General features: G+C 37.8%; 9 protein-coding genes. 7 read left to right on the top strand and 2 right to left on the bottom strand.

Annotation, left to right across the window (positions count from 1 at the left end):
* Window positions 1-38: 38 nt before the first annotated feature.
* Window positions 39-1,229, bottom strand: coding sequence for a GTP-binding protein (locus DS745_RS12255; RefSeq protein WP_129078532.1), 1,191 nt, complete (start codon window positions 1,227-1,229; stop codon window positions 39-41).
* Between the two features lie 113 nt (window positions 1,230-1,342).
* Between DS745_RS12255 and DS745_RS12260 the strand changes: the two genes are divergently transcribed.
* The gene (locus DS745_RS12260; RefSeq protein ID WP_129078533.1) at window positions 1,343-2,494 is read left to right on the top strand and encodes an FAD-dependent oxidoreductase; all 1,152 of its coding nucleotides are present in this window, start codon (window positions 1,343-1,345) and stop codon (window positions 2,492-2,494) included.
* A 178-nt stretch (window positions 2,495-2,672) separates the two neighbouring features.
* Here the strand turns inward: DS745_RS12260 and DS745_RS12265 are convergent, their stop codons facing one another.
* Window positions 2,673-3,851, bottom strand: a complete 1,179-nt coding sequence (locus DS745_RS12265; RefSeq protein WP_161568251.1) for a GNAT family N-acetyltransferase — start codon at window positions 3,849-3,851, stop codon at window positions 2,673-2,675.
* 166 nt (window positions 3,852-4,017) lie between these two features.
* Between DS745_RS12265 and DS745_RS12270 the strand changes: the two genes are divergently transcribed.
* The 6 genes from DS745_RS12270 (at window position 4,018) to DS745_RS12295 (ending at window position 12,351) form a co-directional block, all read left to right on the top strand.
* Complete coding sequence (locus tag DS745_RS12270) at window positions 4,018-4,245, top strand: hypothetical protein (protein WP_129078535.1); 228 nt, start codon at window positions 4,018-4,020, stop codon at window positions 4,243-4,245.
* 57 nt (window positions 4,246-4,302) lie between these two features.
* Window positions 4,303-6,906 carry a bifunctional acetaldehyde-CoA/alcohol dehydrogenase gene (gene adhE / locus DS745_RS12275; protein WP_129078536.1) on the top strand — a complete coding sequence of 868 codons (2,604 nt, stop codon included), beginning with the start codon at window positions 4,303-4,305 and terminating at the stop codon, window positions 6,904-6,906.
* A gap of 195 nt (window positions 6,907-7,101) precedes the next feature.
* Window positions 7,102-9,915, top strand: coding sequence for a 2-oxoglutarate dehydrogenase E1 component (locus DS745_RS12280; RefSeq protein WP_129078537.1), 2,814 nt, complete (start codon window positions 7,102-7,104; stop codon window positions 9,913-9,915).
* Window positions 9,912-11,147: a 2-oxoglutarate dehydrogenase complex dihydrolipoyllysine-residue succinyltransferase gene (gene odhB / locus DS745_RS12285; protein ID WP_129078538.1), complete on the top strand. Its 1,236-nt coding sequence runs from the start codon at window positions 9,912-9,914 to the stop codon at window positions 11,145-11,147. Before DS745_RS12280 ends, odhB begins: the two co-directional genes overlap by 4 nt.
* A 220-nt stretch (window positions 11,148-11,367) precedes the next feature.
* Complete coding sequence (locus tag DS745_RS12290; protein WP_241657806.1) at window positions 11,368-11,526, top strand: small, acid-soluble spore protein L; 159 nt, start codon at window positions 11,368-11,370, stop codon at window positions 11,524-11,526.
* Window positions 11,527-11,631: 105 nt separating this feature from the next.
* Window positions 11,632-12,351 carry a lysophospholipid acyltransferase family protein gene (locus DS745_RS12295; protein ID WP_129078539.1) on the top strand — a complete coding sequence of 240 codons (720 nt, stop codon included), beginning with the start codon at window positions 11,632-11,634 and terminating at the stop codon, window positions 12,349-12,351.
* The last annotated feature ends 66 nt before the right edge of the window (window positions 12,352-12,417 follow it).

Here is a 12,417-nt window from a genome sequence, read left to right on the forward strand (position 1 = left end):
GCTGTCTCTTTATCGTAGGGACAGCCTTTCTCATCTATCTACAACTCTAGAAATTCAGGTAGTGGATCAACAATTGTTGACCAGTCTGATTGCATTTCATCCTCAGTTAGTAGACACTCATTTAAACCTGCAATAATTTCTTCTTTATTAAAACGAATTCCAATCAAGACTAACTCAGTAATACGATCACCGTACTCTGGATCCCATAGTTTCTTCAACTCTGGCTCTTCTTCTAGTGTAGCATCTTGTTCTGCTTGTGGTAGGGATGCTATCCAATATCCTGCTGGCTCAAAAGACACTGAAGGCCCAGCTTGACTCATTAAAGCAATTATGTTGTTTCTAGTGGCAATCCAAAGTAGCCCTTTAGCTCGAACTATCTCTTTTGGCCACGCCTCGATCCAGGCGAGAAGACGTTCTGGATGAAAAGGTCGTTTTGCTCTATATACAAACGAGGAAATGCCGTATTCTTCAGTTTCTGGTACATGTTCATGCTGTAATTCTTGCAGCCAACCAGCTGATTGGCTTGCTTCCTCTAAATTAAACAAGCCAGTGTTTAAAATATCTTTTGTCTGAACATTAGCATGGGCTGAACGAATAAACTTTGCCCTTGGTTGTAATTTCCTTAGAATACCTTCTAGTTCAGCTAAGTTTTCCTCACTAACCAAGTCACATTTATTTAAAATAAGCACATCGCAAAACTCGATTTGATCAATTAATAAATCAACTACTTCCCGGTGGTCTTCCTCGTTTGCCGCTTGTTTGCGATCCATTAATGATTCTCCCGATGAGAAGTCATTCCAGAAACGAAACGCGTCGACAACTGTTACCATAGTATCCAAACGACAGTACTCACTCAGATCAATGCCACTTTCCGCGTCAACATAAGAGAATGTTTGTGCAATCGGTAACGGTTCTCCAATACCAGTAGACTCAATTAAAATATAATCGTATTTTTTTTCATCAGCTAACCTCTTTACTTCGACTAATAAATCTTCACGAAGCGTACAGCAAATACAGCCGTTAGACATTTCAACTAGTTTTTCATCAACTCGAGAAATGGCTGCACCGTCTTTAATAAGAGTAGAGTCTATATTTACTTCGCTTAAGTCATTGACAATTACAGCAACCCTTAATCCTTCACGGTTATGTAGAACATTATTTAAAATTGTAGTTTTACCTGAACCTAAATAGCCACTTAATACGGTAACAGGAATACGATGATCAGTCATTTAGTAACCTCTTTCTAGAAACGTAATAATTTCGTTTTGTGTTTTAGCATATAGATATAGTATCATATATCTTAATAATTAGTAATCATTACGTTTTAAAAAGGAGAATAGACATGAAAAAATGGGTTATCATCGGTGGCGGCATCCAAGGTTGCACAATGGCTAGCTATTTAAGACAAAGTCTACATATAAAAGCCCATGATTTAAACATTATTGATCCAAAAGAAAAGCCATTATCGAACTGGAGAAGTTTCACAAAAACCATAGGGATGTCATATTTACGGTCTCCGTCAATTCATCATATAGATCCAAGTCCATTTGCTCTTGAAAAATATGCAAAGCAACACCGAAACCAAGGTTTTGTTAAATTTTATGCACCTTATGATCGACCAGATTTACATCTTTTTAATCAACATTGTGATGAAGTACTAGAACAAATTAATATAGATAAATGTTGGGTTCAAGGGAGAGTAAAAGCCTTAAAAAAATTTCGCGAAGGTTGGATTGTTACACTTGAAAATAATGTTGAAATAAAAGCTGTAAATGTTGTGATTGCGATTGGCTTAAGTGACCAACTAAGGTGGCCGGAATGGGCGAGAGAAGGGAAAAAAGAGGGAAGTAACATCGTACATGTGTTTGATGATAAAGAAGAGATAGCTGTAAGAAGTTCGATTGTAATTGTTGGAGCAGGAATTAGTGCTGCTCACGCTGCGATCAAGTGGAGTAATCTTCTTCCGGAAAACGTTACAATACTGACAAGGCATCCACTTAAAGTGCACCAATTCGACTCAGATCCGGGATGGTTGGGTCCAAAATACATGAGTAGGTTTCACCAAATTCATTGCTACGAAGAGCGAAGAAAAGTAATAAAAGCTGCACGATTTTCAGGTTCATTACCAGTAGAATTGAAGACCGAAATTGAGCGCCGTAAAAAATCTGGCATTTTAGACGTAAAAATAGATGAAGTAATGGATGTCTCAGACGAGTTACTTACACTGAAGTCAGGTGAGGTACTTTCAGCAGATGCCATTCTTTTAGCCACTGGGTTCGAACAGAAACCGCCCGGAATGGAGTGGTTACAAGAGCTTATTCAAACCTATTGCTTACCTTGCGCTTCATGCGGATACCCAATTCCTAAACAATCGTTAGAATGGGATGAAGGACTTTATTTGTTAGGGGCATTAGCAGAGCTTCAATTGGGGCCAGTGGCTAGAAATATTTCTGGTGCAAGAAGAGGAGCCGAGAGGATAATTTCTTCGTTTTAACAGTTTAAAATAGTGAATGATCGAATAACTCAATGAAATGATCGAATAATGCACCGAAATGATCGAATAACAAAACAACATGATAGAAAGACGTTATGAAATGATCGAATAACATAAAGTGCGCCTTGCAAACTTCGTTTATTACAGCAAAAAAACCGGGCCTCTGCCCGGTTTCCCCTTAAAAGAAATCATAAAATGCTGGTTCTCTAGCTGGAATCACTTTTTCTAGTAATTTGATCTCGTTTTCGCTCCCCGATATCGCATCAAAATATAATAAGGTAGTTGGTTTTTGATAGTTTAACAACATAGCGGTTAGATGCTGAACGGTACAAGTAACCCCACGTTTCGGTGGATGAGTGCATGAAGCACCCTCCTTGGCTTGCTCAAAAAACTTTACCTCACGATTGGTTATAAAATACGTTCCATTATTCCATTCGCAAAACTCATCCTCAACATGGAGAACTACCGTTTCACCTTCCGCCAAATGAAAAGGATATTGTGAAAGGAATGGTTTTACATCAACAATCCTTGCCATGAAGTAGGCTTCAACTTTTTGTTCAACTAACGGGTTACTAATGAAAAATAAGGCAGGGTCATTAGCCGATGTTTTATACTCGACAGTTTCAATCATCGAATCGTGATCGGAAATGAAGTGCCACAAAGATTTCCAAGCATCAGTATTTAAATAAACGAGCTCATGGACTTTCATAACTCGGTGTTTCACATCATACGCGAGATAACCTTGAGCTTCACCTTGTTCATCATAATAGACAGCCATTTGTCCCTTCATATTTGCAAAGAGTCTACCATTCCACCATTTTTTATCCCGGACAAGCATTCCATTAAACCTAGGAGCAAATTTCTCATAAATAGAAGAGAGTAACTCATAATCTTTTGAAACCCTTCGAATCGTGCCAGTCCTTTTAGGAAAGCGAGGAAATTGATCTTTCTTTACAGTAACCAATTTTTTATCGGTGAAAAGCTCCCAGCCATATTTTCGGTAAAATGGAATAGAGAAAGGAAATAGAAACGAAATCGTTTGTTCTTTTTCCTTCATCTCTTCTAAACTCTTCTTTAGTAAAGTTTTCACTAACCCGCCTCTACGATTTTCGGGCCATGTTACAACACCAGAAACTCCGCCCATCAGAAATTCCTTTCCTTGAATGTATGTCTTAAAAGGTAGGGTAGTTACTTTTGATATGATTTCATCATTTTCTACGGCGACCCATGTTTCTTCAGGGTTCATCATGTCTTTTCGTTGTTGGCGTTGCTCATCTGTTAATTCTAATTGAAAAGCAAATTCAGACATTGAAATGCTGTAATCCATCTCATCCTTCGAGAGCTTTCGAATGTTCATTTTGGTCACCTCTATAGAAATTTGTATGTACCATTTCGCTACTATATTAGAGGAATCCTTTAAATATAACTTTGAAAGCGGTTTAAAAACGGACATTATTTCTTCACTGTTTCCAAAAATATAATGTGCTACAATGAAGACAAGAAAAGAAAAGGAGTTGAGCTAAATGATCTTATGCGAATGGAAAGACTTCTCTACAGATACTGAAACATATTCACAACAAATGTTTGAAGAACTTGTTGGAGACGAATTTGATGCGATGATGTTTGAGGACGGGAAAGAAATTCCTTCATATATCTGGACAGTAAATTACGTATGTATCATTAAGGAAAATTCTAAAATGTATAAGGATATCTCAATTACAAAAATACAAAGAAATCCGGTTTGCGAATAAAAAATTTTTAATAGACTATGTTCAACACTTCACAAACTTTGCGGGGAGGCCGTTAAAATGGCAGTAATTGAAAAAGAGATAAAAAAACAAGATGATGTTTCAAAAATGATTAACACGTTAGTTGAAAATGGGAAAAAGGCTTTAGATGCATTCCTACAACTTGATCAAGAAACTATTGATCGAATTGTAAAAGAAATGGCTCTTGCTGGACTAGACCAACACATGCCGTTAGCTAAGCTTGCTGTGGAAGAAACAGGTCGTGGCGTATATGAAGACAAAATCATTAAGAATATGTTTGCTACTGAATATGTGTACCACAATATTAAATACGATAAAACTGTGGGTGTCATTAGTGATAATGAACATAGTGGTGTCATTGAAATTGCAGAGCCTGTAGGGGTAGTAGCAGGGGTAACTCCTGTAACAAATCCTACATCTACAACAATGTTTAAAGCAATAATCGCTGTTAAAACTAGAAATCCAATCATCTTTGCTTTTCATCCATCTGCCCAAAAATGTAGTAGTGAAGCTGCCCGTATTGTTCGTGATGCAGCAATAAAAGCTGGAGCACCAGAGCATTGTGTACAATGGATTGATGCTCCATCCATTGATGCGACACAACAATTAATGAACCATCCAGGAACTGCATTAGTACTTGCAACAGGTGGAGCAGGTATGGTTAAGTCAGCATATAGCACAGGTAAACCTGCGTTAGGTGTAGGCCCAGGTAACGTACCATGCTACATTGAAAAAACAGCGTCTGTGAAACGTTCAGTTAACGACTTAATCTTATCTAAATCGTTCGATAATGGAATGATTTGTGCTTCTGAGCAAGCGGTAATTGTTGATAAAGAGATTTACGAAGAAGTTAAAAATGAAATGATTGCGAACAACTGCTACTTCTTAAACGAAGAAGAGAAGAAAAAAGTAGAAAAGCTAGTAATTAACGAGCAGTCTTGCGCTGTGAATCCAGATATCGTAGGGAAGCCAGCATTTGAAATTGCAAAAAAAGCAGGAGTAAATGTGCCTGAATTTACTAAAATCCTTGTTGCTGAGTTAACTGGAGTAGGACCGGATCACCCGCTTTCTAGAGAAAAATTAAGTCCAGTATTAGCTTGCTACAAAGTAAACAGCACAGAAGAAGGTTTCAAACGTGCTGAAGAAATGTTAGAGTTCGGTGGTTTAGGACACTCTGCAGTTATTCACTCTAACAACGAAGAAGTTCTAACTCAGTATGGTATTCGAATGAGAGCTTGCCGTATTATTGCTAACGCACCGTCTTCTCAAGGGGCTATTGGTGACATCTACAATGCGTTTTTACCGTCATTAACTTTAGGTTGTGGTTCTTATGGTAAAAACTCAGTTTCTCAAAACGTAAGTACTGTTCATTTATTAAATATCAAGCGTCTTGCGAGAAGGAATGTGAATATGCAATGGTTTAAAGTTCCACCAAAGATCTTCTTTGAAAAGCATTCAACTCAATATTTAGCAAAAATGCCAAATATCACAAAAGCTTTAATTGTTACAGACCCATTCATGGTGAAATTAGGTTATGTTGATAAAGTACTATATTACCTAAGACAACGAGCTGACTATGTGCATTGTGAAATCTTCTCAAATGTTGAACCAGATCCATCAATCGAAACAGTTATGGCTGGTGCAGAAATGATGCACAACTTCCAACCAGATTGCATCATCGCTCTTGGTGGTGGTTCAGCAATGGACGCAGCTAAAGGTATGTGGGTATTCTATGAGCACCCAGATGCAGACTTCCATGGCTTAAAGCAAAAGTTCTTAGACATTCGTAAGCGTGTCGTTAAATATCCTAAGTTAGGTCAAAAAGCTCAATTTGTAGCGATCCCAACAACATCAGGCACGGGATCTGAAGTTACTTCTTTCTCAGTTATTACTGACAGAGCAAATAATACAAAGTACCCATTAGCAGATTATGAGTTAACTCCAGACGTAGCAATTATTGATCCGCAATTTGTTATGACTGTACCAAAAGGTGTGACAGCTGATACAGGTATGGACGTATTAACTCATGCGATTGAAGCGTACGTTTCAGTAATGGCTAACGACTATACTGATGGTCTAGCGTTGAAAGCTATACAACTAGTATTCAAACACTTACCAACTGCATACCGTAACGGAAATGATGAAGTAGCCCGTGAAAAAATGCATAACGCGTCAACAATTGCTGGTATGGCATTTGCCAATGCATTCTTAGGTATTAATCATAGCTTAGCACACAAATTAGGAGCGGAATTCCATATCGCTCACGGTCGTGCCAATACGATCTTAATGCCACATGTTATTCGTTACAATGCTACAAAACCTAAGAAATTTACAGCTTTCCCTAAATACGAGCACTACATTGCCGATGAGCGCTATGCAGAGATTGCTAGAATGCTAGGTTTACCAGCAAGTACAACTGAAGAAGGTGTAGAAAGCCTAATTCAAGCCATTATTAAGTTAGCCAAAGAATTGGATATTCCTATGAGCATTGAAGCTTGCGGTGTTAAGAAGAAGGATTTTGATAGTAGAGTAGATCAATTAGCAGATCGTGCATTTGAGGATCAATGTACTACAGCAAATCCTAAACTTCCATTAGTGACAGAGCTTGCTCAAATTTACAGAAATGCATTTAAAGGTGTTTAAATATCAAATAAAAGTCAATCCTTACATAAGTAGGGATTGACTTTTCCTTTTTTGCCAATTTAAGCGTTTTCCTTTTGAAAAATTCTAAACACTATGGTAATGTTGTAAATGTGTTATAAATTATTATAATGTAATGATTTGTTATGAAATGAGCAAGGAATAAGTGTATGTATAATTATTTGGAGGGTTTGTTGGATGGGAAGATTATTTGATAGCAACGAAGATCCTTGGCAAAGCTTTTCTGGTCCTAATTTAGCCTACCTAATGGATGTTTACGATCTATTTAGAGAAGATCCTAACCAGGTAGACGAGGAACTTAGAAACTTATTTGAGAAGTGGGGTCCTCCTATCACTAGGAATGAGGAACAAGCAACACCTACTGGTTCAATGAGTACATCGGATTTAATGAAAGTAGTCTCAGCTACGAAATTAGCGGACCATATCCGTAATTTTGGGCATCTTTATGCTAATTTAAATCCAATTAAGACAGATTCAAAAAGACAGGATTTAAATTTAGCAGATTTTCAGCTAACAAGATCAGATTTAGAAAAGTTACCTGCAAATGTCATTTGTAACGTTGCACCAATTTATTTAGAAAACGCCTATGATGCATATCTTTATTTAAAAGATTGTTATACAAAGACACTAGGTTTTGAGTTAAGCCATGTTCATAAAGATGACCAAAACCAATGGTTAACTGAACAAATTGAAAAGGGAGCAATGTATCATAGCCTACCAGAAGATCGCAAAAAGAACCTTCTAAAAAGCTTGATTGAAGTAGAAGAGTTCGAAAACTTCCTACAACGTACGTTTGTTGGACAAAAACGTTTTTCTGTAGAAGGATTAGACACACTTATCCCAATGTTACAGGAAGTAATTAGACAATCTGTTGAAGACGGTGTAAAAAATGTAATGATTGGTATGGCTCATCGTGGTAGATTGAGTGTTTTAGCTCACGTTTTAAACAAGCCATATGAAAAGATCTTTGCAGAATTCCAACAAGCTCCAAATAAAGAACTTGTTCCTTCAGAAGGATCTACTGGTATCAACTTTGGTTGGACTGGAGATGTAAAATACCATCTGGGTGCAGATTTAGATATTCAGAAAAGAGCCAAGGTGTCATTAGCGAATAATCCTAGTCACCTTGAATTTGTTGCGCCTATCGTTCAAGGATACACTCGAGCTGTTCAAGATAATCGATCAACAAAGGGATATCCTGTTCAGGATACTAATAGTGCGTATTCAATTATCATACACGGTGACGCAGCTTTCCCAGGACAAGGGATTGTAGCCGAAACATTAAATTTAAGCCGCTTAACTGGATACTCAATTGGCGGTAGTATTCATATAATTGCAAATAATAATATCGGTTTCACAACAAATAGCGGTGACTCAAGATCTACGTTATATGCTAGTGATTTAGCAAAAGGATTTGAAGTGCCGATTATCCATGTAAATGCTGATGACCCTGAAGCTTGTCTATCGGCGATTTTGTTTGCGTTTGAGTATCGTAAAAAGTTTAAACAAGACTTTATTATTGATTTAATTGGATATCGCCGTTACGGTCATAACGAAATGGATGAGCCAGCAACTACTCAGCCGCAAATGTACGAATTTATTCGACAACACCCAACGGTAAAAACGCTTTATAAGAATTCATTAATTAAAGACGGAATTATTACAGAAGACTTTAATCAGTATGAGCAAGAAGCAAAGCAAAGGTTACAGCAAAGTTATGAAACTGTTAAAAAGCTGGGCGTTGAAAAGATTGCTTCTAGTGAGCGTTCTGGAAATGTAAAATTCCCGTTTGATCACATTGAAACAAAAGTGTCGAAAGAAATACTTATTGATATAAATGAGGAATTATTAAAATGGCCTGATGAGTTTTATGTTTTCCCAAAACTAGAAAACATCTTAACACGACGTAAAGCGGCTATGGGTGACGAAGGTAAGATTGATTGGGGTCAAGCAGAGACGCTTGCTTTTGCAACAATCTTACATGATGGAACACCGATCAGATTAACAGGGCAAGATTCTGAACGTGGAACGTTTGCTCAAAGACATGTAGTCTTAAATGATTATAAAACTGGTAAGAAGTTCTCACCACTTCATCAGTTAAGTACAAGTAAAGCATCATTTGCTGTTCATAATAGCCCATTATCTGAAATGGCAGTTGTTGGATTTGATTACGGATACAATGTAACAGCTCAAGAGTCACTCGTTTTATGGGAAGCTCAATATGGAGACTTCGCTAACGGTGCCCAAGTTATGTTTGATCAATTTATTGCTGCAGGTAGAGCTAAGTGGTCGCAGAAATCTGGTTTAGTATTATTATTACCACACGGATTTGAAGGTCAAGGACCAGAACACTCAAGTGCTCGTTTAGAACGCTTCTTACAATTAGCTGCAGAAAATAACTGGACGGTTGGTAACTTAACGAGCTCAGCTCAATACTTCCACATGCTCAGAAGACAAGCAGCTACACTTGGAAAAGAATATGTACGTCCGCTTGTATTGATGACACCGAAGAGCTTACTGCGTCATCGACTAACAGCTTCAACTGCTATTGAATTAGCAGAAGGAAAGTTCAACCCAATTGTAGAAGACACGATCTCATCTAAACCGGAAGCGGTAAAACGCCTTGTTTTATGTTCAGGTAAAATTGCTATCGACCTACAAGAGGCAGTGATGGAGCAAACTGAAAATACAGATTGGCTTCATATTGTGAGAGTGGAAGAGTTATATCCATTCCCGAAAGAAAAAGTGAAAGAAGTCATGTTACGTTTCCCAGCGCTTGAAGAAGTAGTTTGGGTACAAGAAGAACCGCAAAATATGGGAGCATGGTCATATATGAATTTAAAAATTCGCTCTGTTGCCCCTGAACATCTAAAAATTAAGTACGTCGGTAGACCTTACCGTTCAAGTCCAGCTGAAGGAGATCCGACAGCTCATAAAGTAGAACAAAAACGAATTATAGCGGAAACGTTAAAGGGAGGGCATCAGGGATGATCGAAATTATCGTTCCCCAACTTGCAGAATCAGTAACAGAAGGAACAATTGCTGCATGGTTAAAACAACCAGGAGACAGAGTTAATGCCGGGGATTACATTGTTGAGTTAGAAACAGATAAGGTAAATGTAGAAATCAATGCTGAAACTTCAGGGATCTTAAAAGAAGTACTAAAACAACCAGGTGATACAGTTGAAGTTGGTGAAGTAATCGCTTATATTGTTGAAGGTGTTGAAGCTGCTGCTACACCTGCACCACAAGCAGAAGCGAAAGTAGAAAAAGTAGTTGAAGCGAAAGAAGAACAACCAGTCGTAGAAGAAGATACGAAAGGTGAAAGAACTTTAGCATTCCCATCTGCTAGAAAGCTTGCTCGTGAAAAAGGTATCAACTTAAACGAAGTGGCTACAAATGACCCGCTTGGTAGAGTTAGAAAGCAAGACGTAGCAGCATATCAGAATGCTCCAGCACCAACGCCTGCACCAGCTGCAAAACCAGCACCTGAGGCTCCTAAGGCGAGCGCTGGTTCATTTGCCAAACCGACAGAAAGAATTAAAATGTCACGTCGTCGTCAAACGATTGCAAAGCGTCTAGTTGAAGCACAACAAACTGCTGCAATGTTAACAACATATAATGAAGTTGATATGTCAGCGTTACTAGATCTACGTAAACGTCGCAAAGATCAATTCTTTGATCAAAATGGTGTAAAGTTAGGCTTTATGTCATTCTTTACAAAAGCGGTAATCATTGCGTTGAAAAAATTCCCATTAGTAAATGCGGAAATTCAAGGCGACGAGATCGTTCTGAAAAAGTTCTATGACATCGGTGTTGCCGTATCAACTGATGAAGGCTTAGTGGTTCCAGTTGTAAGAGATGCTGATCGCTTAGGTTTCGCTGAAATCGAGCGCGAGATCGGTGACCTTGCGAAAAAAGCTAGAGATAACAAACTTAAGCTGGATGATCTTCAAGGTGGTACATTCACGATTACAAACGGGGGTGTGTTTGGATCTTTATGGTCAACACCAATCCTTAATGCTCCTCAAGTAGGTATCTTAGGAATGCATAAAATCCAAATGAGACCAGTTGCAATTGATGATGAGCGCTTTGAAAATCGTCCAATGATGTACTTAGCTCTTTCTTATGACCACCGTATTATCGACGGTAAAGAAGCTGTAGGCTTCCTTGTAAAAGTAAAAGAGTTATTAGAAGATCCAGAATCATTATTCCTTGGATAATAAAAGTAAGGGTCAACCACTGCGGTTGGCCCTTTTTTGCTATTAACTGAACTGGATTATTTGCAAAGTAATATTGATTGGTACACAACCTTCAACAGTTAAATCAGATTGCAATTTAGTTTCAATTTTATAAAACAAAAATAATAATCATCGCTTATAGAGGGAAAGTTATGTATGTCTGGCACAGAAAAGGTGTCCAACCTATAGGAGGTGATCTTTTATGGCAAGAAAGCCAAGGCCTACAAAAGGAAAGCGAGATAACGCGGTTATGGGAGAGCCAAGTGTAAATCCAATGGGAGTGTCTCCTGATCATGAGTTCTCAACGGAACCGTTAAGTAAAGGTGCTCTTCTAGCAAAAAAGAGTAATACAAAGATATAATGGCCTTGGTCGGTATCTTTTCTAAAGATACCGACCATTTTTTTCTTTAAAAAACTCTTCAAACTAGTATAATAGTAGAGTTAATAGATTTTTTGGAGGTTCGGTATGATTAGAACGGTTATTTGGTTTGTTTATTTCTGGTATCATCTTTTTATTACATACCCTTCTTTATTGAAGGTGAAAAAATTGCAAAAAGCTGGTAGAAAAGAAGAGATGGAGCAGTTAGTTTTTAAAACGTCTAGCAACTGGGCGAAACAACTTGTGAAGTTAACTGGCTCAGTAATTGAGATCAAAGGTAAAGAAAATTTGCCTAAGCAAGGTTCATTTGTTATTGTCAGTAACCATCAAGGAAATTTTGATATTCCAATTTTACTTGGTTATTTAGAAAGACCAATTGGCTTTATTTCAAAAATTGAAGTGAAAAAACTACCAATTGTGCGTGATTGGATGGTTTATATGAATTGTGTTTTTCTTGACCGTAAGGATCGCCGCCAAGCAATACATGCAATTAACCAGGGAGCGGAAAACATTAAACAGGGCACTTCAATCGTGATTTTCCCAGAGGGAACGAGAAGTAAAGGGATGAAGATGAACCTCTTTAAAGCAGGTAGTTTTAAATTAGCACAGAAAGCGGAGGTTCCAATTATTCCGATTGCCATTAAGGGATCATTTAAAATTATGGAGCAAAATAAAAACATCATAAAACCTGCGGAAGTTTCAGTGACGATATTACCTGCGCTTCAGCCCACGGACTATTTAGAAAAAGACATCAAGACTCTTGCATCAGAAGTACACGCAATTATTGAAAGTGAACTAAAACAATAAAATTCCTTGCCTTAAGACCGTGTCGGTCTTAAGGTGTTTTATTAAATATTTCATTTTTTAGAAAAA

Source organism: Anaerobacillus alkaliphilus, from assembly GCF_004116265.1.
Classification (GTDB): Bacteria; Bacillota; Bacilli; order Bacillales; family Anaerobacillaceae; genus Anaerobacillus; species Anaerobacillus alkaliphilus.

Coding starts and splice junctions, on each gene's coding strand:
- DS745_RS12290 (WP_241657806.1), top strand. CDS start 11,368: ATGGCAAGAAAGCCAAGGCCTACAAAAGGAAAGCGAGATAACGCGGTT.
- odhB (WP_129078538.1), top strand. CDS start 9,912: ATGATCGAAATTATCGTTCCCCAACTTGCAGAATCAGTAACAGAAGGA.
- DS745_RS12265 (WP_161568251.1), bottom strand. CDS start 3,851: ATGAACATTCGAAAGCTCTCGAAGGATGAGATGGATTACAGCATTTCA.
- DS745_RS12295 (WP_129078539.1), top strand. CDS start 11,632: ATGATTAGAACGGTTATTTGGTTTGTTTATTTCTGGTATCATCTTTTT.
- DS745_RS12280 (WP_129078537.1), top strand. CDS start 7,102: ATGGGAAGATTATTTGATAGCAACGAAGATCCTTGGCAAAGCTTTTCT.
- adhE (WP_129078536.1), top strand. CDS start 4,303: ATGGCAGTAATTGAAAAAGAGATAAAAAAACAAGATGATGTTTCAAAA.
- DS745_RS12255 (WP_129078532.1), bottom strand. CDS start 1,229: ATGACTGATCATCGTATTCCTGTTACCGTATTAAGTGGCTATTTAGGT.
- DS745_RS12270 (WP_129078535.1), top strand. CDS start 4,018: ATGATCTTATGCGAATGGAAAGACTTCTCTACAGATACTGAAACATAT.
- DS745_RS12260 (WP_129078533.1), top strand. CDS start 1,343: ATGAAAAAATGGGTTATCATCGGTGGCGGCATCCAAGGTTGCACAATG.